We start from the raw sequence: 21410 nt of genomic DNA, 5'->3' as shown, positions 1-21410 counted from the left end.
TATGGCCCGCTTTCTGCAACTTCACATTCTGACCCCCTATCCGGCCTCCAACCCCAACCGGGATGATCTGGGCCGCCCGAAGAGCATGATCCTGGGCGGTGTGCCGCGCATGCGCATGTCCAGCCAGGCCATCAAGCGCTCCATCCGCACCCATGAAGCCTTCACCCAGCCGCTGACCGGCAATCTGGGTGAGCGTACCCAGCGCATGGGGCAGGTTTTGAAGCAGGCGCTTCTGGACAAGGGCGCGGACGAGGACAAGGCGGTTGAGATCGCCCGCGAGGTTGCGGGCGTCTTCGGCAAGCTGAAGGGGGAGAAGGATGCCAACCCCACCTACACCGAGCAGCTGGCCTTCATTTCCCCGCAGGAGCGGCAGATTGCAACGGACATTGCGCTGCGCAAGCTGGCCGGAGAAAAGCTGCCGAAGGAAAAGGAACTGGCGAAGTCTGTCTTCCTCAAGGCTGATGGTGCCGTTGATATTGCCATGTTTGGCCGCATGCTCGCTGACAATCCGGACTTCAACCGGGATGCTGCGGTTCAGGTGGCTCATGCCTTCACCACCTCCCGCGCCGAGGTGGAGGACGACTTCTACACCGCCGTCGATGACCTGAAGCGGCCAAGCGAAGATGCTGGCGCTGGTTTCGTCGGTGAAGCCGGTTTCGGTGCCGGTATTTTCTATCTCTACATCTGCGCCGATCTGGAGCTTCTGGCGGAAAATCTCGGCGGTGACCGGGAGCTGGCTGCCCGTGCTGTCGAGGCACTGGTGCGCACCGTTTCCATGGCCTCGCCCTCCGGCAAGAAGAACAGCTTTGCCAACCATGTTAAGGCCGAATTCATTCTGGCGGAGCTGGGCGATGCCCAGCCGCGCACGCTGGCAGGCGCCTTCACCCGTCCCGTCGAAGGCCGCGACCATACGGCTGCATCCGTTGAAGCACTGCTGGCCAAGCGCGGCGCATTTGCAAAGGCCTATGGCAAGGACTGGACCAGCGACTGCTGCCTCGATCTGTCCAATCCGGACAGCGCAACGCTGGATGAACTGGCTGCCTTTGCTGCAAGCGGAGTGACTGAAGATGCAGAGGCCGGGGCAGCATGACGGACCGCTGGCTCGTCATCACGCTGGAAGCGCCGCTGGCCAGTTTTGGTGAGGCGGCGGGCAACGCGCAGCGCGGCACGGCGGAGCGGCCCTCCCGCTCGGCGTTGCTGGGCCTGGCTGGCGCCGCGCTTGGCCTGCGCCGGGAGGATGCCGCCGGTCAGTCCCGCCTGTTTGCGGGGCTGCGCACGGCCAGCCTCAGCCAGCGCAGCGGCAAGCTGCTGACCGACTTCCATACCTTCCAGTCCCTGCCATCCTCAGCTGGGGCACCGCGCAGCCGTGCGGCAGCCCTCGCGCAGCGTGAGGAGCTTTCAACCTCCATCACCCGGCGCGAATACCGCATGGATGTGCGTTACCTGGCGGGCTTCACCGCTGCGGACGGCGTGGCGGAAGGGCAGGGCATTGATCTGGCAGCGCTGGCGGAGGCTTTCCGCCGCCCGCGCTTTGCGCTCTGGCTGGGGCGCAAGTCCTGCCCGCTGTCACGCCCGCTCAATCCGCAAGTGGTGCCGTCACCGGATGCGGCTGGCGCCTTTCTCGCCTATCTCGAGGCGGATCCGGCGCTTCTGGGGACGATGCCGCGCGAGGCAGAGCTTGCGGTGGAGACCCTGGGGGATCTGCCGTCCGGTGCGGCCATTTCCCGCCAGCACACCCGGCGCGATGATCCGCAAAGCCGCAGCAGTTGGCAATTTGCCAGCCGCAGCGAATATGTGACGGGCCTCAGCCTGCCTGCAAGGCCCGAACGGGAGGCTGCACGATGAGCGGGCTTTATCTTTCGCGGCTGGATCTGCGCCGCTCTTCGCGCAATGTGGCCCCGCTCATCGGCCTGCTCAACCCTGTTGACAGCGCCGCTCAGATGAACAACGGCCACCGTCTGCTGTGGACAGCCATGCCTGCGCATATGCAGGGCCGGGCAGCGGAGAGCAGGGCCGGGGAGGGCGTGCCCTTCCTGTGGCGGCGGGACACGCATGACGGCCGCTACTACGTGCTGGGACCGGAGTTAGGGCAGGAGGAATCGCCCTTCTTTGAGATTTCCTCCCGCCCCTTCGAGCCGCACCTGGACCCCGGTGACCTGCTAGCCTTCGAGCTGAGCGTCAATGCCACCGTTGACCGCAAGATTGGCACGGATGGCAGCGGCAGGCCGCTGCGCAAACGCAGTGATGTGGTGATGGACCTGATCCACCGCCGCGAGGCGGAAGCGGGCGGTGCTGTGCAGCGGGGCTCCTTGCGCGAGGCGGCGGCCCATGATGCGGCGGTGGCCTGGCTGAAAGGGCAGGGGGAACGCTCCGGCTTTGCTCTCAAGGGCCTGCGGATGGAGGCTTACCGTGTCGAGCAGGTGCCGCGCAGCAAGGGCAAGCCCGCCCGCTTCGGCGTGCTTGACCTTGCCGGGCTGATTGAAGTGCAGGACCCGGCGGCCTTTCTGGGGCGTCTCAGCCGTGGCTTTGGCCGGGCCAAGGCCTTTGGCTGCGGCTTGATGATGATCCGCAGGGCCTGAACCATGAGCGGCGGAGGCACGGCATCCGGTTCCACCATGCCCGGCGCCCCGCCGCCGCGCCCCATTCCGCTGAAGGACCGCTCGTCCATCATCTTCGTGGAAAAGGGGCAGCTGGATGTGATCGACGGCGCCTTCGTGCTGGTCGATACCAATGGCATCCGCATGCACATCCCGGTCGGCGGGCTGGCGGCGATCATGCTGGAGCCGGGCGTGCGCACCAGCCATGCGGCGGTGTCGCTGGCTGCACGCGCCGGCACGCTGCTGGTGTGGGTGGGAGAAGCGGGCGTGCGCGTCTATGCCGCCGGGCAGCCGGGCGGTGCGCGCTCTGACCGGCTGCTGTGGCAGTGCCGTCTCGCCATGGACGAGGCGGCACGCCTGCGCATCGTTCGCAAAATGTTTGAAATTCGCTTCGGTGAGGCCGCGCCCGAAAAGCGCTCGGTCGATCAGCTCCGCGGCATCGAAGGGGCAAGGGTCAGAACGCTTTATGATGGCTTCGCCCGTCAGTTTGGCGTCACCTGGACGCGGCGCAACTACAATCCGGACAACTGGGACATTTCGGACGTGCCGAACCGCGCCCTGTCTGCCGCCACGGCCTGCCTCTACGGTCTGACGGAGGCCGCTGTGCTGGCGGCAGGCTACGCACCCGCCGTGGGCTTCCTGCACACGGGCAAGCCGCTGTCCTTCGTCTATGACATCGCCGACCTGTTCAAATTCGAAACGGTGGTGCCGGAGGCCTTCCGCATTGCCGGGCAGCAGGCCAAAGGCAAGCTGACAGGCCCGGTGGACCGGGAAGTCAGGCTTGCCTGCCGTGATGCCTTCCGCCGTACCAATCTGCTGGGGCGGCTCATTCCCGCTATCGAGGAGGTGCTGCTGGCAGGCGACCTGCCGCCGCCGGAAGATCCGGACTACGCCGTCGATCCGGCCTTCGAGGATCCCTCTCCCTCCGGCGATGCGGGGCACCGGTCATGATGATGGTTGTCACCACCAATGCTCCGCCCCGGCTGCGCGGGCGTCTCGCCGTCTGGCTGCTGGAGGTGCGGGCAGGCGTCTATATCGGCACATACTCGGCCCGCACGCGCGAGATGATCGCCAGTCAGGTGGCGGCGATGATCGAGGATGGCGACGCCGTGATCGCCTGGACGGCCCCCACCGACGCGGGCTTCGACTTTCAGACCTATGGCCGCAACCGCCGCATGCCCGTCGATTTCGACGGCCTGCGCCTCGTCGCCTTCCATCCGCCGGATGCCGGAAATCCGGGGCCGGACGGCCGTGGATCAGGCTGATAGAGGCCCGCCGGACCCGTCATTTTGCCCGTCTCCGGAAGCCCGCAACACCGCCCCAAAAACCGGTAGCTTCCCGCTCTTTGAAATTCTACAATAAGATCAACGCTCTCCAGCAAGAGTGTTCCCCGCACACGCGGGGATGAACCGCGCGGGTGCTTGTGAAACGGAACGTCAGAGAAGTGTTCCCCGCACACGCGGGGATGAACCGAACAGGCCTTGCCTCGCGCATCACGCGTGGGAGTGTTCCCCGCACACGCGGGGATGAACCGCCCGTCAATGCCAGAGCCCGGCAGCCACACCCGTGTTCCCCGCACACGCGGGGATGAACCGCCGCATCTGACTTCGCCACGGGAGCAGGAACCGTGTTCCCCGCACACGCGGGGATGAACCGTGTCGCAGCAGGACACTGTGTCTATCACCTATGTGTTCCCCGCACACGCGGGGATGAACCGAGCGCCGGGGTTTTTGCGTTGGGGGTCCTCATGTGTTCCCCGCACACGCGGGGATGAACCATCTGCGGAGTCATTCGGTGTTACAGCCGCTGCGTGTTCCCCGCACACGCGGGGATGAACCGCGTGGCCGTAAGCCGAAGGAAGAGGCTGCTGCGTGTTCCCCGCACACGCGGGGATGAACCAAATCCCTCAGCGTTGCGCCTTAGCGAAGCAGGGATGCTGGCCGTTTGCGGCAGCCGGCCGTCCTCTTGCGCCCGCCAAATTGCGCTCCTCAATAGGGGATGGGGTGTAATCCGGGCTCGACAGGGCGGGTACGGCGCGGCAATGTCTGGCGCATGTGCCGGCGGGGTGATGCCTGATGCGGCGGTGGTGATGTTGTTCCGGCGGAAAGTCCTGACTTGATTGCTCTGCGCCCTATCCTGAGTGTTCTCGGCTTTCTTTACGCCGCTCTTGCGACGGCCATGCTGGTGCCGGCCATGGTGGATGTGGCGAGCAAGAATGCAGACTGGCAGGCCTTTGTCTTTTCGGCCTTTCTGACCAGCCTTGCCGGAACGTTGCTGGCCCTTGCCATGCGCGGCACGCTGCGCCGGGGGCTGAACATGCGCCAGACCTTTGTGCTGACGGTGATGGCCTGGGTGACGCTGCCTGCCTTCGGTTCGCTGCCGTTCCTGTGGCTCGGCATCGGCTATGCGGATGCCATGTTCGAGGCTGTCTCCGGCTTCACCACCACAGGAGCCACCGTTCTGGAAGGGCTGGATTCATTGCCGCCGGGGCTGCTCGTCTGGCGCTCGATGCTGCAGTGGATGGGCGGCGCCGGAATTGCGATCATGGCCGTAGTGCTGCTGCCTTTCCTGAGGGTTGGCGGCATGCAGCTGTTCCAGACGGAAGTGGCCGACCGCACCGAAAAGATTGTCGCACGTTCTGTCCAGCATATCCGGCTGATCGCGGGCTGTTACCTGCTGCTCACCTTTGCCTGCGCGCTGGCCTATGTGGCTGCAGGCATGAATACCTTCGATGCGGTGAACCATGCCATGACCACGGTGGCAACAGGTGGCTTCTCGACGCGTGATGCCTCCTTTGGGGCATTTGCGGAGATGCCGGCGGTGGTCTGGACCTCTGTCTTCTTCATGATTCTTGGCGCATTGCCTTTCGTGCTGATCATTCAGACGCTGCGCGGGCGGCCGTTGCAGCTCTGGAGCGATCCGCAGGTGCGTGCCTTCCTGGTTTTCATGGCCGTGGTGACACTGGGCCTGACCGTGCACCTGGGCGGCACACAGGATCTTGTGTTCCACGAAGCCTTCAGAAAGGCGGCCTTCACGGTGGTGTCCATCACCTCCACCACCGGCTTTGTGCTGACCGATTATCAGGCCTGGGGGAGTGCTGTCGCCGGTCTCGTCCTGATGCTGTGCTTTGTCGGCGGCTGTACGGGCTCGACCTGCGGCAGCATCAAGATCTTCCGGTATCAGGTGTTCTTTGGCACGGTGCGCTCGCATTTGCGCAAGATGGTGCGGCCCAACCGGGTGACGCCGGAATATTTTGGCCGCACCCGGCTGACACCGGAGCTCTCCTTCTCGGTTCTGTCCTACCTTATCGTCTATATTGGCGCAGTCGGCGCAGTCACTCTGGCGCTCTCCGTGTTCGATCTGGGGGCAATGACGTCGTTTTCCGCTGCTGCCAGCGCGATTGCCAATATCGGTCCGGGGCTTGGCCCGGTTGTCGGGCCCGGCGGCAGCTATGCGGCGGTGCCGGACGGGGCCAAGTGGGTGCTGAGCGCTGCCATGCTGCTGGGGCGTCTTGAGCTGCTCACCGTGCTCGTGCTGCTCGACCGCGATTTCTGGGCAAACTGAAAGGCTCAAGGATGGACTTCGGCAAACCTCTGATCCGGGGGCGGCTGGTCAAGCGCTACAAGCGGTTTCTGGCGGATGTGGTGCTGGACAGCGGCGAGGAGATCACGGCCCATTGTGCCAACCCCGGCTCCATGCTGGGGCTTAATGCGCCGGGCTCGCTGGTCTATCTGTCGCGCTCGGACAATCCGGCCCGCAAGCTCGCCTGGTCCTGGGAGATCATCGAGGCAGATGGAGCGCTGGTCGGCATCAGCACGGCCCATCCCAACAAGCTGGTGGAAGAGGCGCTGCTGTCCGGGCTCATCCCGGAGCTTTCAGGCTTTGCCAGCCTGCGGCGGGAAGTGAAGTACGGCAAGAACTCGCGGATTGACATTCTGCTGGAAGACGCAGGCGGCGGGCTCACCTATGTGGAGGTGAAGAACGTCCATCTCATGCGGCAGGCCGGGCTAGCCGAGTTCCCGGATTCGGTCACCGCGCGCGGAGCCAAGCATCTGGTGGAACTGGAGGATATGGTGCGCGCCGGGCATAGGGCGGTGATGGTCTATCTGGTGCAGCGGCCCGATTGCAGCGAGCTGGATTTTGCCGCCGATATTGACCCGGCCTATGCTGCGGCCCTCAGGCAGGCGATGGCAGGCGGCGTCGAGGCCTTTGCCATCGGCTGCGAGGTGACGCCGGAGTTCATCCGCGCCACCCGCAAGGTTGCGATCCGCGCCTGACACCGACCCTCGACGAGCTCGTTTCATCGAGAGTTGGTCAAGCCCATGCGGCGCTCGAGCATCTTCAAGGCGTGATGCGTGTGCATCTCAGAGCCTTGGTATGACGAAGCGGACCGGGACCATGGTCTCAGCTCGGCAGGGCGAAGCCCTGTTGCGCGCCACCGGCAACCGGGGCACTCTCCGGGGCCTGCAGTACGACGATCTTCGTGCCGTTGGGCACGCGGTTATACAAATCGATCACATCCTGGTTGATCATGCGCACGCATCCCGAGGATACGGCGGTGCCGATGGTCCAGTATTCCGCCGTGCCGTGGATACGGTAGAGCGTGTCGCGGCCGCCTTCAAAGATGTAGAGCGCACGGGCGCCAAGCGGATTGGCAAGGCCAGGCTCCATGCCGTTCCGGTACTGCTCCAGCTCGGGCTGACGGGCAATCATCTCCGACGGCGGGGTCCACTTCGGCCACTCGCGCTTGTAGGCGATGCGGGCCGAACCGCCCCAGGTGAAGCCGGCGCGGCCGATGCCCACGCCATACCGCATGGCCTGTCCGCCTTCCATCGTCAGATAGAGGTAGCGGTTGGGCGTGTCGACGATGATGGTGCCGGTCGGCTCGGCGCTCTGATAGGGCACGATCTGACGGAAGAACTGCGGCTTGACGCGGCGCAGATCCGCAGCCGGGATCGGGAACTGCTCGTTCGGCATCGGGCCGTACATCTGCAGGTATTCCGGCGGAATCCGGCTGTAGGAGGGAGCTGCGCCCTCATAGCCATCACGGGCGAGACCGGGCGAGGGGACCGGCTGGACGTAGCGGGAGTTACAGCCGGCAAGAAGAGTTGCCGAGGCAGCAACCAGAAACCGGCGACGGGAAAGCAGCATTTAAAACCTCAATTCTGATCTGGAGCCGGCGGCATTGTGCTGCGCGGGCACGGCTCCTGGCGACAAGCTCCCCGATTTAACTTGCCGGGGGCTTAATCCGTTCCATTCTCACGAAAAATTTGACGAGTGGGGCTTTGGGGGCGGGTCGTCCTGCCGGGCGGGCGGATCGCCATAGGGCGCTGGCGCAGCCAGAAGCAGTGTTCCTGCGGGCACGCTCACGCGCTGCGGCTGCTCTTGCAGGGGAAAGCCCATGATACCGGTGCACAGCATGATCTTGCAGGGGGCACCTTGGCCGGGCAGCACCGGCGTCCCGCCGTCTGGTATGTCAGCCTTGGATGCCATGCGGGCAATGAGGCCGTAGGGCGCAGGTTGAAAGGTCTCAAGGCTCACCAGTCCCGCTCTCGCAAAAGCGGAATGGGCTTGCGCCGGGCGCATTACGGCAAGTGTCAGCACCAGCATCACAAGTGCTGGTGCGAGCGCCAGAATCGCCAGATTTCCTCTCAGGGCCGTCATCATGGTCCCCTCATTAAGGGGGAATGTGGCAGCGCGGGGGCGGGTGAGGGCAAATCGCCGTGACCGGCGGGTGAGGCGCTGCACGGCGGCACCGGTGTGGCAAAAAAGGCGCAGATACAACTGGGGCGCAGACACCTGCCTGCGCCCTCATTTTTTCAGACTTGAGGCAATCAGCCTGCCGTTGTCTTGGCCAGCGGCGGCTGGAACTGCCAGCCCATATCCCAGGGGAAGTAGATCCATGTGTCCTGCGAGACTTCGGTCACGAAGGTGTCGACCAGCGGACGGCCCATCGGCTTGGCATAGACAGTAGCGAAATGCGCTTTCGGCAGCATCTCGCGCACGACGCGGGCGGTCTTGCCGGTGTCGACCAGATCGTCGATGACCAGCACGCCGCTGCCTTCGCCCTCATCAAGGCCGATGACGCGCGGGTCGATCGGCTTGATCACCTGCAGCGAGCCCTGATTCTCGTAATCGTGGTAGCTGGCAACGCACACCGTCTCGATGGTGCGGATGCCGAGTTCACGGGCCACGATGGCGGCAGGCACAAGGCCGCCACGGGTGATGCAGACAATGGCCTTCCACTCGCCCTGACCGGACAGGCGCCAGGCAAGGGCGCGCGCGTCGCGGTGGAACTGGTCCCATGAGACGGGGAAGGCTTTCGGCTGGTCCGGGTTTTCCATGGAGTTCTTTTCCTGTTCAGGCATTGCTGAGGGCGGCAGCGACGGCAGCTTCCACGGCCTCGGTTGCGCGGTTCAAGGGGTCTTCATCACGGGCGCGGATCACGAGCTGGGTCGAGTAGCGGCCGTCCTGATTGCGGGGATAGGAACCGATCACCGTTTCGGGATGGTCTTTCTGGATCTGGCGCAGGGCATCGGCGATGCGGCTTTCGGGCAGGGCGGCGTCGACGCTGCGCGACAGGATCTTGCGGCCGGAGCGCAAGGTGGGCACCACCGCGTCCAGCATGGCCTGCATGATGTTGGGCACACCGGCCATCACATGCACATTACCGATACGGAAGCCGGGCGCCTTGGACACGGGATTTTCAATGAGATCGGCACCAGCCGGAATGCGGGCCATGCGCTTGCGCGCGTCCGTAAACTGGCCCGGCGCGTAATGGGCCTCGAGAATGGCCATGGCGCGGGGATCATAGTCAATGCTGACGCCGAAGGCTTTGGCGATCGAGTCGGCCGTGATGTCATCGTGGGTGGGGCCGATGCCACCGGACGTGAAGACGTAATCGTAGCGGGCGCGCAAGGCATTGACTGCCTCGACGATACGGTCTTCCTCGTCCGGCACGACGCGCACTTCACGCAGGTCAATGCCCGTCATGGTCAGCACATCCGCCACATGGCCGATGTTCTTGTCCTTGGTCCGCCCGGAGAGAATCTCGTCGCCAATGACAAGAAAGGCGGCGGTCACGATGTCATCCGGCTTGTCGCTCTGCATGGCTTGTTGCCTTTCCGGGGTTTGCCCGGCTCTCTGACAGCATCCATGCCGGGAAAAACGCTTTATCTCAGGTTTACTGCGGGCTCAAGCATGGGCAGGCGGGCGCCAGCCATAGATCCAGTCCATCCTTTCCAGCAGCGATTGCGGCGAGGAGAGGCGCAGCACAGTATCGCGGGCGAGCGCGGCGGGCAGACCTAGGTGATAGATGGTGGAATTGGTTGCCGCCGTCTGCTGCACCTTGGCCGAGCGGGGCTGACGCTCGCGCACATAGGCCTGAAGGGCGGCAGCGGGCTGATCTGGTCTGGAGGCCAGGTGGTGCGCGAGAACCATGCCATCCTCGATGGCCATGGCCGCACCCTGTGCCGCGAAGGGCAGCATGGCATGGCAGGCGTCTCCCAGCAGGGCGATGCGGCCTTTCTGCCATGAGCCGCCGGCATCAACGGCCCGTAGCGCCCAGCGGAGCCATTCATCCGGCAGCCGCAGCAGGTTCAGGGCCTGTTCGGGCCATCCGGCAAAACGCTGAAGCAGGTTTTCCTTGCTCGCCGGTTCTGACCAGCCGGGGGCATCCCAGTCTTCCTCCACCAGCGCGACCAGATTGAATTCCCGCCCCTGCCGCAAAGGATAGTGAACAAGATGCGCCTTCCGGCCGAACCAGATGCCGGAACCGGCGAGGAACTGCGGAGGGATCAGGCTGGCAGGCACGGTTGCCCGGTAGGCAGTGCGGCCGGAAAAGACGGGAGACGGGCCGTTGAGGATTGTCTGGCGTGTCGCGGAACGCACGCCGTCGGCGCCGATCAGAGCGTGGGCCTCCAGCGTTTCGGGCGCATTGGACCCTTGTGCCAGCGTTACCTGCAACTTGCCGCCCTCGTCGGAGACTGAGGACACGCGGGTGCCCAGACGCAAGGAAATGGCCAGCATACCATGGACCGCGTCCAGCAAGGTGCGCTGCATGTCGGCACGGTGAACCAGCAGATAAGGGGCGCCGTAACGGTTTGCTGCGATGGCGCCAAGCGGCACATGAGCAAGAGTGCCGCCGTGTCTTGCACTGCGGATCATCAGTTCCTGCGGCTCAAAGGCATGGCTGCGCACCGTGTCGAGCACACCTAGGGCAGCCAGCACATGCGTGGCATTGGGGGAAAGCTGGATGCCTGCTCCCACTTCCTCAAGCCAGGCGGCCTTTTCGGCCAGGATGACGGAAAAACCTCTTTGAGCCAGTGCGAGGGCGGCGGTCAACCCGCCGATGCCCGCTCCGGCTATGATGACGGGGTGCGCCATGACCGCTCCTGACCCGAAGGGATGCCGGATCAGCGGAGCCCGCCGGGCGCCGCTGCAAGAAACGTCAACCGGTCAGGATTCAGGCAGCCGCCGGAACCCAGACGCAATCCGACGGATTGGCCTCGGCGGGCTTCAGCGCCGGATTGAACTTGTAGAGCGTCGAGCAATAGGGGCAGACGATCTGGTCTTCATCGCCCATGTCGAGGAACACATGCGGGTGATCGAACGGTGGGTTTGCGCCGATGCACATGAATTCATGCGCGCCGATTTCAACGCTTTCGTGGCCGCTGCTGTTCTGGAAATGCGGGACTACGTGATCCGCCATGGCACCTGTCCAAGATTACTGTCCGGGTCAAAAGATGCGCGAACATACCGCCCCCGCGCCGGAAAGTGTAGGGGGCTTCGCGGATTTCCCGTGCGCAGCGGCGGCCTGCAGGTTCCCGGTCCCTGCGTAAGGCAGATCAGCCATTCCGGGGGACTTCCAAGCGGCGGATCTTGCGCCTAAGGTATCGGACAAATTGTCTCTGCCTTTAACGTAAACGTCAGGTTCCGCATGCCCGTCTTCAAATCCGATATCGCCGACATTGCCTACATTGATGAGGGGGAGGGCGAGCCGATCCTGCTGATCCATGGCTTTGCCTCGAACAAGGCCGTCAACTGGGTCAATCCGGGCTGGGTGGATCTTCTGGTCAGGGATGGCCGCCGGGTAATCGCCCTCGATAACCGGGGCCACGGCGAAAGCGGCAAGTTCTATGATCCGGCAGACTACAGCGCGCCGATGATGGCCGAGGATGCCCGGCGGCTGCTGGATCATCTCGGCCTCTCCAGTGTTGATGTGATGGGCTATTCCATGGGGGCCCGCATCACCGCCTTCCTGACGCTCAACCATCCGGACCGTGTGCGCCGGGCGGTCTTCGGCGGCATGGGCTATGGCATGATTACTGGCATCGGGGATGGCGAGCCGATTGCGCGGGCGCTGGAAGCCGAAAGCCTGCAGGCGATTCCCGATCGTACGGGCCGGGCCTTCCGCGCCTTCGCCGAACAGACCGGGGCGGACAAGAGGGCGCTGGCGGCCTGCATCCGCTCCTCCCGGCAGAAGATTTCCGAAGAAGATGTCGCCCGCATCGCCCGCCCCGTTCTGGTGGCCGTCGGCACGAAGGATGACATTGCCGGATCGCCGCAGGCGCTGGCGGATCTCATCCCGGGCGCAAAGGTGCTGGAGATCCCCAACCGCGACCACATGATTGCCGTTGGCGACAAGGTCTACAAGCAGGGCGTCCTTGATTTTCTGGCGGAGACAGCATGAGCGCTCCCGCCGCCATCAGCTTTACCGGTGCTGAAGGAAACCGGCTTGCAGCTGACCGCTTCGGCGCAGAGGGCGGCCAGCCGGTGCTGCTGCTGCATGGCGGCGGGCAGACGCGCCACGCCTGGGCGGGGGCGGGTATCCGTCTTGCCAAGGCGGGCTTCACCGCTTACGCCATGGACCAGCGCGGCCATGGAGACAGTGAGTGGGTGGCTTCCGCTGCCTATGATTTTGCCGACTTCGGCAGGGACCTCTCCGTTGTGGCAGCACAGCTAACGGAGAGCCATGGCCGCCGGCCTGTGCTGGTTGGTGCGTCGCTCGGCGGGCTGGCCGGACTGCTGTCTGAGGGCGCGCAGACGCCGGGGCGGCTCGAAGCCATGGTGCTTGTCGATATCACCCCGCGCGTCGATGCAGGCGGCGTCTCCCGCATTCTCGACTTCATGGCCGAGAAGGTGGATGAGGGCTTTGCCACCGTGGAGGATGCGGCGGACGCCATTGCCGCCTATCTGCCGCACCGGCCGCGTCCGCGCTCGCTTGACGGGCTTGCGAAGAACCTGCGCCTGCACCCCGATGGCCGTTACCGCTGGCACTGGGACCCGGCCTTCATTGCGGCCCGCCATGCAGGCGGTGAAGACCTGCGGGCAAAGGTGGAGGGAGAACTCGTGGCCGCCGCTGCCCGGCTGACCCTGCCGGTGCTGCTTGTGCGCGGCGGCCAGTCGGAACTTGTCAGCGAGGAGCACCTCGAGGAGTTCCGCCAGCTGGTGCCCCATGCGCGCCTTGCCGATGTGGCCGGTGCCGGGCACATGGTGGCCGGAGACCGCAATGACGTCTTCACCGGTGCGCTGCTGGAGTTCCTGCAGGATCTCGCTGCAGATGCCAAAGCTTGAGTCGGATCAGAGTCTTGAGCCATTTGGCTCAAGCTCTGATTCTGATTCAACTGCGGCCCGAAAGCTGAGTCGATTCAGATCTTTGGCCTGTCCGGTTGAAGCGCTGCTCACACGCCCTTGAAATCCGGAGTCCGCTTTTCGAGAAAGGCGGTTCTACCCTCTGCGAAATCGGCGCTGTCAAAGCAGGCGATGGCAGCAGCTTCTGCCCGGCCATGATCGGGGGCGGAGTGGCCAGCCGGGATGGTGAGTGCCGCCTTGGTGGCGGCATGGGTCAGCGGTGCGTTTTGCGCAATTGTGGCGGCAAGTTTCCGTGCCTCGGTCTCCAGCATATCGTCTTCCAGAAGCTGGTTGAGAAAACCCCAGTGCAGGGCCTCATCGGCTTCGATGCGCCGGGCGGTGAAGATCAGCTCCCGTGTCCGGGACGGACCTATGAGTGCTGCCACATCCATCAGTGCGGCCGGAGGATAGGCAATGCCGAGCCGGGCCGCCGGGATGCCGTAGCTGCTGCCCTGGCTGGCAAGGCGCAGGTCGCAACTGGCCGCAAGGCCAAAGCCGCCGCCAAGGCAATGTCCCCGGATCATGGCAATGACCGGCTTGCGGCAGGCTTTCAGGGCCTCGAAGGCGGCAAGATTGATATCCTCATAGGCGCGGGCGGCTTGCGCGTTCTTGCGGGTTTCCCCGAACTCGGAAATGTCCGCCCCGGCGCAGAAGGTTTCACTGCCCGCGCCGCGCAGGATGATCGCGCGCACATCGCGCTCTGCTTCAAGTGCAGATACGGCAGCGGGCAGGGCGCGCCACATTTCCAGCGTCATGGCGTTGCGGCGCTTTTCATTGGCGATCACCAGCCAGCCTGTGCTGCCTTCGACCCGGATCTCGAGCTCCGGCGGGGGAGTGTGCGATTGTCCCGTCACGTGATATCTTCCCTGAATGGCGCCTTGATGGAACGGCGTCCGGTGATGAGTTCTTTTCCTTTTGGCCGGGCTTTGTTATGGCTCGCTCCGGCCTATATGAGAACGGCATGACAGGTCCGGGGCAGCAGAGGCTGCACGCAAGGCCTGCGACAGGAGACGCGCCATGGTGAACACCACTCTGAAGACGGCCAAGTCAACCGTGAGCCTGCATGATCCCGTATGGCATCAGCTTCGGGAAGAGGCCGAAAAGATGGTCATCGGCGAACCGGCGCTGTCGTCCTTCGTCTATGAAACTATTCTCAATCATGGCCGCCTTGAGGATGCCGTGATCCACCGGCTTGGCGACAGGCTCGGCCGGGACGTGGTGTCTGCCTCTCTGATCCGCCAGACCTATTCGGAAGCCCTCAGCGATGAGCCGGAACTGGGCGAGATCTTCCGCGTGGACATGATGGCGGTGTTCGACCGGGATCCGGCCTGCGACCGGCTGCTGGAGCCGCTGCTCTACTTCAAGGGCTTCCACGCCCTGCAGACCCACCGGCTCGCCAACTGGCTGTGGCGCCGCGGGCGTAAGGATTTTGCTCTCTACCTGCAGAGCCGGTCCTCCGAGATCTTCCAGGTGGATATCCATCCTGCGGTTCCGGTCGGCCGGGGCATCTTCATGGATCATGCCACGGGGCTTGTTGTCGGCTCCACGGCTGTCATTGAGGACGATGTCTCGATCCTGCAGGGCGTGACGCTGGGCGGCACGGGCAAGGAGCAGGGTGACCGGCATCCGAAGATCCGCAAGGGCGTGCTCATCGGGGCTGGCGCCAAGGTTCTCGGCAATCTTGAAATTGGCCGCTGCTCGCGCATTGCTGCAGGCTCGGTTGTCCTTCAGGACGTGCCGTGCAACACCACCGTCGCAGGTGTTCCGGCTCGTGTCGTGGGCCAGGCCGGATGCGCCGAACCGGCCCGGTCGATGGACCAGCTGCTGGCGGACAAACAGCCTGACGCGTGATCCCCCTGTGGGAAAGCCCAGGATTCCGGGGAAAGACGGTTCCGGCGGTTGGCTCACGGCGCTGTTCGTGTAGGTTCCGCACCCGTGAAATACGGGGACCCGAGAGGAGCGAAAGACGTGAAAGCCGACGAAATCAAGAAGCTGGAAGCCTATCTGCAGCGCAAGTTCAATCTGCCGTCCATGAAGGTGAAGGCCCGTCCGAAGAAGGACGATTCCGCTGAGGTTTACATCGGCGACGAGTTCATCGGCGTTGTCTTCCGTGATGACGAGGATGAAGACCTGAGCTGGAGCTTCCAGATGGCCATCCTCGAGATGGACCTTGAGGAAGACGACGAGGATTGATCCGGCAGGCCGCCGCTGGTGTCATAGGCAAGCGGCAGTTGCTGAAGCTGATCTGAACGGGACGTGCCCTGCGTGAGGCCGCAAGGCGCGTCCCTTCTGTTTTCAGCCTCTGCCCAGCCGCCGGGGCCGTTCTGGCATCAATGCGGCAGGAAACTCTCGAAAAGTGCGCCCATCTTCCGGTCCAGCCGGCCCCAGCTGCTGAGCAGCTTCATGTCAAAGCGGTAGCTGGCCACAAGATCCGGAGCGAGGCGAATGTCGCGCAGGCAGCTCGCCGGGGCTTCCTTTGGCATTCTGCAGCGGGCGGCAAATCCGGTTCCAAGTCCTGTGCCATCATCCTCGTAGTAGAGGACATCCTCGCTGGCTCCCGCCTTGCCGGACATATCGAGCATGTAAAGCCCCGCCTTTCCCGTCTGGGGTTTGCCGGCAGCAAGACGGCGCAGCGTGGTGTCAATGCGCTCCATGACGGTCTCGACCTTGCGGGACGCCATCAGTTCCACGGTAATTGGCATTTCCGCAGCGGCCCGGTTGCCCCGGTTTCCGGTGGGGGCCGTATAGCCGGTCATGCCGGGCCAGTTGACCTCCAGGGTCAGCCGCTCGTGGAACGAGCCTTCCTTCCGCTGCTCGGGCTTGGGCAGCATGTTCATCGGGATCGCCACCCTGCGGTCGCCAAGCCAAAGCGTGACAGGGCGGGCCTCGGCCGTGCGCAGCTCCGCCTGAATGGCGGCTTGTTCAATCCAGCCGCCGATCATCTTGGCGATATAGGCAAGGGTCAGCAGCACCAGCAGCGAAAGAATCAGGGCGGAATGGAACGGCCGGTAACCTGTTGCCTTGGGAAGGGTGACCGGCATCATGGCCGCCACCTGCAGGCTCTGCGCGCCAAGCAGCCGTCAGCATTTCCGTGCCAAAGCAGGACAGATGTTCCAGAACGGTATGGGCAGACCTGTGATGGTTGCTGCATTCGCTTGGTTTCTGTTCCGTTCGTGACCGCCGGAAACCGGCATGCGGTTTGCACTTCCCCTCCTGTCTCCGTGAGGACAGACTCACGCCCCGTTGGTTAACAAGAGGTTAATGCCGTGCTTCTTGAACTGCTGCTTGCCGTCTACATGGGCTGCGCTGGCTTCGTTGCAGCGGGCCTGATTGGAAGCGCTTATCAACTTGTTACCGACTCGCCACCTAGTTTCCAGATCCCGGCGCACAGTGTCCCTGGAATTCTGGGGGTTGTTCTGGTTTGCGTCTTCGCCGGGCCCTTTATCATCATGCGCAATGCCATCCGTGGACGCCGGCTGGAAGGGCGGCCGCTGGGCTGGCTGGTTGCCTCTTCCACCATTGCAGGCATGTGGAGCCTGTGCTCTGGTGTCATCGTGATGCATTTTGCGCTGGGCCTTGCCAACTCGTGGTCGTGATCCCGGCGTGACAGACCGGGAGGAAAACATGACGCTCTACCGCCTTGAGGACCGGACGCCGGAGCTTGCTGCTGACGGGGCTTGCTGGGTTGCCCCAACAGCAGTTCTGATCGGATCGGTGCGGTTGGAAGAGGGGGCAAGCGTCTGGTTCGGCGCGGTGCTGCGCGGCGATAATGAGCTGATCCTCGTCGGCAAGAACAGCAATGTCCAGGACGGCTGCGTGCTCCATACGGATATGGGCTATCCCCTCACCATCGGCGAGGGTTGCACCATCGGCCACAAGGTCATTCTGCATGGCTGCACCATCGGCAGCAATTCCCTCATCGGCATGGGCGCGACGGTGCTGAACGGCGCGAAGATTGGCCGTAACTGCATCGTGGGCGCAAACGCGCTGATCCCCGAGGGCAAGGAAATTCCGGACAATTCGCTGGTAGTGGGCATGCCGGGCCGTGTTGCGCGCACGCTGGATGCGGCGGCCGAAGAGGGCTTGCGCAAATCGGCGGCTGGCTACGTGCGCAACTGGCAGAGGTTCAAGGCCGGACTGGCGCCCGTATGATCCTTTGATGATCTGATGGTCTGCGCCCGTGACGGCTCCCCTGAAAAGGCGGGAGCCGGTCTCGCGGGGGCGGACCGGCTCCCTGAACCCGGCCGTGGTTGGGATGGGGAGGGTGGGGACGCGGCCGGGCTGTTCTGTCGGGTTCCGGGACGCCCCGGAACGCCTGCGTGTACAGGTCTCAGTTTCCGATGCTCGCCACCGTGGTGACGCGGGTATCGGAAATGCTTGTCCAGGTGGCTGCCGATGTCGTTGCCTGCCGCTTCACGTAACGGTATGGCGTCGAATACCAGGGCAGCACGGCCTCAATCTGGTTGTCGAGGATCAGGTCGCCCTGATCCGTGCGGACCGTCAGGACCGCATGGCCGTCGTTGTTGATGTCTTTCACCACCGTGATCAGAAGCGCGCTTGCAGGCCATCCGGCCTTGAGCAGCCTGCGCTGCTTTTCGATCACATATTCCTCGCAGTCGCCAACGCCGTTGTCCGGAAAGGTCCAGTACTCGGGCACGCCGAACTGTTCCATGTCGGTCACGGGACGGATTTCCCGGTTGACCGCGGCATTCACCGAGAGCAGTTCCTCGAAACGCTCTTCCGAGAGTTTCACGACAACCGGCTTGCTGGTGCGGGCAGTGCACGCCGCCGGATTCTCCTTACAGAAGACGAGATGTCCCTGCGGCGCTGCTGCAGCTCCTGCCATGGCCATATAGCGGCCGGGATTGGCGCTTGCTGCTGTGGCATACATGGCTGCCGCAAAGGCAGCACATGCGATGATTGGTTTCCAGATCTTTATCTTCATGTCGTCGCCCTCCCCAAGGCTGACGACACCATTGCATCTGCAATTTTATTTGCATCTAAGTCAGGGCATTGCTTTTTCCATGATGTTTATCTGAATTTGACTTGAGTTTTTTCTTTATTTTATTTGATTTTGAAGCGAGGTTTATATTGATTTGAGTAAAATTTGATGCATCTTGATCAAGTCTATGATTTCAGCGTGGATTTTCAGATTCTGAATGGCTGGAGCTGGAGGGTGGCTCCTCAGAAGCCTGTCCGGAAACCGTTTCCCTCTCGTGCTGGCGAGGAAAGAAAGCCGAAACCATACGGGGATTTTCTGTGCCGCCGGGCGTATTTGGTCGGCCGCCCTCTGTGAAGGTCTCACTCTGCGGCAAGATCGGGGCCGGGCCTTGTGGAGGATCTTGAGGGGTATGGTTCAGCACTGCCGGCACAAAAAAATCCCGGCCTCAGGCCGGGACTTGCTTGGGTGTCTTCTTGAAGGCAATGCCGTCGCCGATGGATCATCACCGCAGAGCGGTCCGGACTTGCGCTATGCTGGCGGCTTGCTGCCGTCCTCCAGATCATCCGGCACCATATGCTGTTCGAGCAGAGCCTGATTCTGGATCACGGCGAATTCCAGGGCGATGCCGCCTTCCAGATGCCGGACAACACGTGCCCGCATTTTGCCGAGGGTAAGTTCGGTGCCGATGGGCGGGCGCGCCGGGCAGGAGAGCGCCACACCGGACAATGACACGTCGATGATGCGGCAGGTGTAAGCGGTGCCATCAGGCAGAATGATCCGGGTGACCGGGTTCTTCGGCACGAAACGCTCGTGGCGCCGGTCTTCCGGCAGGTTCAGCTCGTTGCGGTTGGCAAGCCAGGTCAGCACGCTTGCAATCTTGTCACGCTTGCGCGGGGTGTTGGTCAGCGCCACGGCAAAGCCGCCGTCGGTCTCGCGTGTGATCGTTCCTTCTACCCGCCCGATATGATCAAGATAGGCCACAACCTTTTCGCCAACACGTCCTGCGACAGGCGCGATGAGCGCCATGCCGCCTGGCGACATGTTGACGACCTGACAGGGATATTCCTGCCGGTTCTCCAGCATGAAGCGGCCAAGGACGTTCACCTTCACGCGCTGGTGACGGCGTCTGTCCGTACCCTTGGCAGGCAAACCGTGGGCGGGCCTGGCAGCTTCTGCTGCTGTCATGGATAATGTTTCCCTATCTTATGCGGGAGGAATCTTGTTCTCCACGGACACGATAGGTGGGGACTATTAACATTGCGTAAGATCAGCCCCAGACCTTTCAGATCTTGCCGCCGTCATAGACCGTCAGATGCCCGACCCGTCTTGTCCCTTCCATGGCGGGGGCGGCAAGATGGGCCTGCCCGCCATTGATGATCTGCGGAACAGCTGTGCGGCGCGGGGCAGGGCTGCCTGTCAGGAAGGACGGGCGCTCATCGGGCCAGATCAGACGCAGGCTGGAAATGGACTGGTTCAAAATGGGATGCAGGCCCAGCCAGTAGGGGCGCTCGAAGCTGGCGCTGGCGCCGAGAATGCGGCTGCGGCCTTCGCCCGGCATGTGCAGGGGAAGCAGCAGCATTTCCATCTTCAGAACCTGATTGCGCTCGGTGTGCCCGTCCACGCCGATGACCGCCGCCGCGGCGTCCTCGGTGATTGCGGCCATGACGGAGGCGAGGGCTTCCCGGTCCTCATTGCCCCAGCCGCGCAGAAAATTGCGGCCCTTCAGCTCGCGGCAATGGGTGGAGCAAAGACGGGTCCCTGCAAGGCGGTAGCGGTAGGTGTCCTGATCGACGGCCTCCAGGATGAAGGTATCGCCGAGCAAACCGCGAATCCGGCCCGGATCGATCTCCGACCGGTTCGGGGCGGTGCGGGTGCCGCGCAGTTCGTCCCAATACTGATAAAGGGTACGGTTGACGCCATGCTTCATTTTGACCGGTCCTTCTGCCACTTTTGCGCTGCTGCGGCATGCGTGTCCTTATCTGGGACAGTTCTCCGCGCCTGCGCTGGTTCTGCCGGTTACAGAGCATTTACTATGCCAAACGGGCCTGCGGGCGAAAAAATCAGCGGCTTTGCTAAAGTTTGAACGGATTTTTAAGGTTACCCCAAGCTTGCGCTTGCTCCTGAAAATGCTTTGGCACAGGCTGATAGCAGCCAGGTGCAAGAGATCCGGATGGCCGGACCGGTCACACTGCGGCGCATTTATCCGGGCCTTGCGGCAGGTGCGGGGTCCGGAACGGGTTATGAGGCGCCCGCTGCCCGCAAGGCAGCGGGCGCCTTGTCTTCGTCTTGCCTTTCCGGGACAGATCCTTAAGTGTCTGGAAATGATCCGGGCATCCTGAATGTCCGCAAGTGAAACAGATGTCAGGATTGAACCGGTCAAAATGAACCAGCCCCAGCCGATCGGCCCGTCCGGTGGTCAGCCGCAAGGCCCGCTCCCGCCGCGGCAGAAAGCCTTCAACATTCCTGCCGTGGTGGCCGTTCTGGCCGGTCTGATCCTGGCGGTTCACCTGATCCGCACGGAGTTTCTGAGCGCAGATGCCAATTATGAACTTCTGGTGCTGTTTGGCTTCTGGCCTGCCCGGTACAGCGCAGAGCTGTTCGGCTCCGGGCTCGTGCCGGGCGGGTATGCGGCGGACGCCTGGTCGTTTCTGACCTATGCCTTCCTCCATGGCAGCTGGGCGCATGTGGGCATGAACATGGCCTGGATGATTGCCTTTGCGCCGCCCTTGGCGGTGCGCCTTGGCACCGTCCGTTTTCTCGCCCTGAGTGCAGTTGCGGCCATCGCCGGCGTGCTGGTCCATCTGGCCCTGCATTTCGGCGAGGCTGTGCCGGTGATCGGCGCTTCCGCTGCCGTGTCCGGGCAAATGGCGGCGGTGTTCCGTTTCGCCTTTCAGCCGGGTGGTCCCATGGCCGGCGGCAACCGCAATGATCCGCGGGCCTATGAGCTGCCCGTTGCGCCCTTGCGTGATGTCCTTTGGAATGCCCGCGTCCGTAATCTGCTGATCCTGTGGTTCGGCATCAATTTGCTGTTCGGTGTGGCGGGCGGGGAGCTCCTTGGCGCTTCCGGGGATATTGCCTGGGAGGCGCATGCTGGCGGTTTCCTGGCCGGGTTCCTTCTCTTTCCCTTTTTCGACCCTGTCCGGCGGTTGCGATAATGTGACTTTAGGAGAAGCTCTCCGCCCATTGCAGGGTTTGCATCCGCTGAGCTTTTGAGGGCATGATGAACATCAGGTTACCGA

General features: G+C 63.3%; 25 protein-coding genes and 1 CRISPR repeat array. Of the genes, 14 read left to right on the top strand and 11 right to left on the bottom strand.

Translation table 11 applies throughout. The annotated features are described in order from the left end of the window. The first annotated feature begins 1 nt into the window (after position 1). The 7 genes from cas7e (at position 2) to sfsA (ending at position 6874) form a co-directional block, all read left to right on the top strand. Positions 2-1090 (top strand): type I-E CRISPR-associated protein Cas7/Cse4/CasC, encoded by a 1089-nt coding sequence (gene cas7e / locus V6L75_RS16705; protein WP_334252613.1) that lies wholly within the window; start codon positions 2-4, stop codon positions 1088-1090. Then, a complete protein-coding gene (gene cas5e / locus V6L75_RS16700) occupies positions 1087-1845 on the top strand; it encodes a type I-E CRISPR-associated protein Cas5/CasD (RefSeq protein ID WP_334252612.1) in 759 nt (252 codons plus the stop codon). The genes cas7e and cas5e overlap by 4 nt, the downstream gene beginning before the upstream one ends. Then, positions 1842-2579: a type I-E CRISPR-associated protein Cas6/Cse3/CasE gene (cas6e, locus tag V6L75_RS16695; RefSeq protein WP_334252611.1), complete on the top strand. Its 738-nt coding sequence runs from the start codon at positions 1842-1844 to the stop codon at positions 2577-2579. Before cas5e ends, cas6e begins: the two co-directional genes overlap by 4 nt. 3 nt (positions 2580-2582) lie before the next feature. Next, entirely contained in the window at positions 2583-3548 is a 966-nt protein-coding gene (gene cas1e / locus V6L75_RS16690) for a type I-E CRISPR-associated endonuclease Cas1e (RefSeq protein ID WP_334252610.1), read from the top strand. Continuing rightward, on the top strand, positions 3545-3862 hold the full coding sequence (cas2e, locus tag V6L75_RS16685; protein ID WP_334252609.1) for a type I-E CRISPR-associated endoribonuclease Cas2e: 318 nt from the start codon (positions 3545-3547) through the stop codon (positions 3860-3862). Before cas1e ends, cas2e begins: the two co-directional genes overlap by 4 nt. Positions 3863-3980: 118 nt before the next feature. Next, a CRISPR array of direct repeats spans positions 3981-4497; the repeat unit is 29 nt; unit sequence GTGTTCCCCGCACACGCGGGGATGAACCG. A 215-nt stretch (positions 4498-4712) separates the two neighbouring features. Then, positions 4713-6161 (top strand): TrkH family potassium uptake protein, encoded by a 1449-nt coding sequence (locus tag V6L75_RS16680; RefSeq protein ID WP_334252608.1) that lies wholly within the window; start codon positions 4713-4715, stop codon positions 6159-6161. A gap of 11 nt (positions 6162-6172) precedes the next feature. Then, on the top strand, positions 6173-6874 hold the full coding sequence (gene sfsA, locus V6L75_RS16675) for a DNA/RNA nuclease SfsA (RefSeq protein WP_334252607.1): 702 nt from the start codon (positions 6173-6175) through the stop codon (positions 6872-6874). Between the two features lie 127 nt (positions 6875-7001). On the opposite strand, the gene V6L75_RS16670 is transcribed toward sfsA, so the two are convergent. The 6 genes from V6L75_RS16670 to V6L75_RS16645 all read right to left on the bottom strand — a co-directional run bounded on the left by V6L75_RS16670 (position 7002) and on the right by V6L75_RS16645 (position 11307). After that, positions 7002-7748 (bottom strand): L,D-transpeptidase, encoded by a 747-nt coding sequence (locus V6L75_RS16670; protein ID WP_334252606.1) that lies wholly within the window; start codon positions 7746-7748, stop codon positions 7002-7004. A 108-nt stretch (positions 7749-7856) separates the two neighbouring features. Next, complete coding sequence (locus tag V6L75_RS16665; RefSeq protein ID WP_334252605.1) at positions 7857-8264, bottom strand: hypothetical protein; 408 nt, start codon at positions 8262-8264, stop codon at positions 7857-7859. A gap of 167 nt (positions 8265-8431) precedes the next feature. Then, positions 8432-8941: a xanthine phosphoribosyltransferase gene (gene gpt, locus V6L75_RS16660; RefSeq protein WP_019966479.1), complete on the bottom strand. Its 510-nt coding sequence runs from the start codon at positions 8939-8941 to the stop codon at positions 8432-8434. A 16-nt stretch (positions 8942-8957) separates the two neighbouring features. Beyond that, positions 8958-9707, bottom strand: coding sequence for a competence/damage-inducible protein A (locus tag V6L75_RS16655; protein ID WP_334252604.1), 750 nt, complete (start codon positions 9705-9707; stop codon positions 8958-8960). An 84-nt stretch (positions 9708-9791) separates the two neighbouring features. Then, positions 9792-10982 carry an FAD-dependent monooxygenase gene (locus V6L75_RS16650; RefSeq protein ID WP_334252603.1) on the bottom strand — a complete coding sequence of 397 codons (1191 nt, stop codon included), beginning with the start codon at positions 10980-10982 and terminating at the stop codon, positions 9792-9794. Positions 10983-11061: 79 nt separating this feature from the next. After that, a complete protein-coding gene (locus V6L75_RS16645) occupies positions 11062-11307 on the bottom strand; it encodes a zinc-finger domain-containing protein (protein WP_334252602.1) in 246 nt (81 codons plus the stop codon). A gap of 228 nt (positions 11308-11535) precedes the next feature. Between V6L75_RS16645 and V6L75_RS16640 the strand changes: the two genes are divergently transcribed. Together V6L75_RS16640 and V6L75_RS16635 are read left to right on the top strand one after the other, a co-directional pair. Then, positions 11536-12288 (top strand): alpha/beta fold hydrolase, encoded by a 753-nt coding sequence (locus V6L75_RS16640; RefSeq protein WP_334252601.1) that lies wholly within the window; start codon positions 11536-11538, stop codon positions 12286-12288. Then, positions 12285-13172 (top strand): alpha/beta fold hydrolase, encoded by an 888-nt coding sequence (locus tag V6L75_RS16635; protein WP_334252600.1) that lies wholly within the window; start codon positions 12285-12287, stop codon positions 13170-13172. Before V6L75_RS16640 ends, V6L75_RS16635 begins: the two co-directional genes overlap by 4 nt. Positions 13173-13279: 107 nt before the next feature. Here the strand turns inward: V6L75_RS16635 and V6L75_RS16630 are convergent, their stop codons facing one another. Continuing rightward, on the bottom strand, positions 13280-14083 hold the full coding sequence (locus V6L75_RS16630; RefSeq protein WP_334252599.1) for an enoyl-CoA hydratase: 804 nt from the start codon (positions 14081-14083) through the stop codon (positions 13280-13282). A 163-nt stretch (positions 14084-14246) separates the two neighbouring features. Between V6L75_RS16630 and cysE the strand changes: the two genes are divergently transcribed. Both cysE and V6L75_RS16620 read left to right on the top strand, forming a co-directional pair. After that, positions 14247-15080: a serine O-acetyltransferase gene (gene cysE / locus V6L75_RS16625; RefSeq protein WP_334252598.1), complete on the top strand. Its 834-nt coding sequence runs from the start codon at positions 14247-14249 to the stop codon at positions 15078-15080. A 117-nt stretch (positions 15081-15197) separates the two neighbouring features. Continuing rightward, the gene (locus tag V6L75_RS16620; RefSeq protein WP_050472757.1) at positions 15198-15422 is read left to right on the top strand and encodes a DUF3126 family protein; all 225 of its coding nucleotides are present in this window, start codon (positions 15198-15200) and stop codon (positions 15420-15422) included. A 137-nt stretch (positions 15423-15559) separates the two neighbouring features. Here the strand turns inward: V6L75_RS16620 and V6L75_RS16615 are convergent, their stop codons facing one another. Next, entirely contained in the window at positions 15560-16273 is a 714-nt protein-coding gene (locus tag V6L75_RS16615; protein ID WP_334252597.1) for a hypothetical protein, read from the bottom strand. A 222-nt stretch (positions 16274-16495) separates the two neighbouring features. On the opposite strand from V6L75_RS16615, the gene V6L75_RS16610 reads away from it, so the two are divergent. Further along, positions 16496-16825, top strand: a complete 330-nt coding sequence (locus V6L75_RS16610) for a DUF6949 family protein (RefSeq protein ID WP_334252596.1) — start codon at positions 16496-16498, stop codon at positions 16823-16825. A 28-nt stretch (positions 16826-16853) separates the two neighbouring features. Next, positions 16854-17381 (top strand): gamma carbonic anhydrase family protein, encoded by a 528-nt coding sequence (locus tag V6L75_RS16605; protein ID WP_334252595.1) that lies wholly within the window; start codon positions 16854-16856, stop codon positions 17379-17381. A gap of 178 nt (positions 17382-17559) precedes the next feature. Here the strand turns inward: V6L75_RS16605 and V6L75_RS16600 are convergent, their stop codons facing one another. From V6L75_RS16600 to V6L75_RS16590, 3 genes are all read right to left on the bottom strand, one after another. After that, positions 17560-18174, bottom strand: coding sequence for a transglutaminase-like cysteine peptidase (locus V6L75_RS16600; protein ID WP_334252594.1), 615 nt, complete (start codon positions 18172-18174; stop codon positions 17560-17562). Positions 18175-18699: 525 nt separating this feature from the next. After that, a complete protein-coding gene (locus V6L75_RS16595; protein WP_334252593.1) occupies positions 18700-19356 on the bottom strand; it encodes a PilZ domain-containing protein in 657 nt (218 codons plus the stop codon). Positions 19357-19453: 97 nt separating this feature from the next. Further along, positions 19454-20098, bottom strand: a complete 645-nt coding sequence (locus V6L75_RS16590) for a PAS domain-containing protein (protein ID WP_334252592.1) — start codon at positions 20096-20098, stop codon at positions 19454-19456. Positions 20099-20552: 454 nt separating this feature from the next. Here V6L75_RS16590 and V6L75_RS16585 point away from each other — a divergent pair, with 454 nt between their 5' ends. Then, the gene (locus V6L75_RS16585) at positions 20553-21326 is read left to right on the top strand and encodes a rhomboid family intramembrane serine protease (protein WP_334252591.1); all 774 of its coding nucleotides are present in this window, start codon (positions 20553-20555) and stop codon (positions 21324-21326) included. Positions 21327-21410 lie beyond the last annotated feature (84 nt).

This window comes from Pannonibacter anstelovis, from assembly GCF_036881715.1.
GTDB classification, from domain to species: Bacteria; Pseudomonadota; Alphaproteobacteria; order Rhizobiales; family Stappiaceae; genus Pannonibacter; species Pannonibacter anstelovis.
Note: the sequence above shows the minus strand (reverse complement) of the source record. Positions and strands in the feature narration are given on the sequence as shown.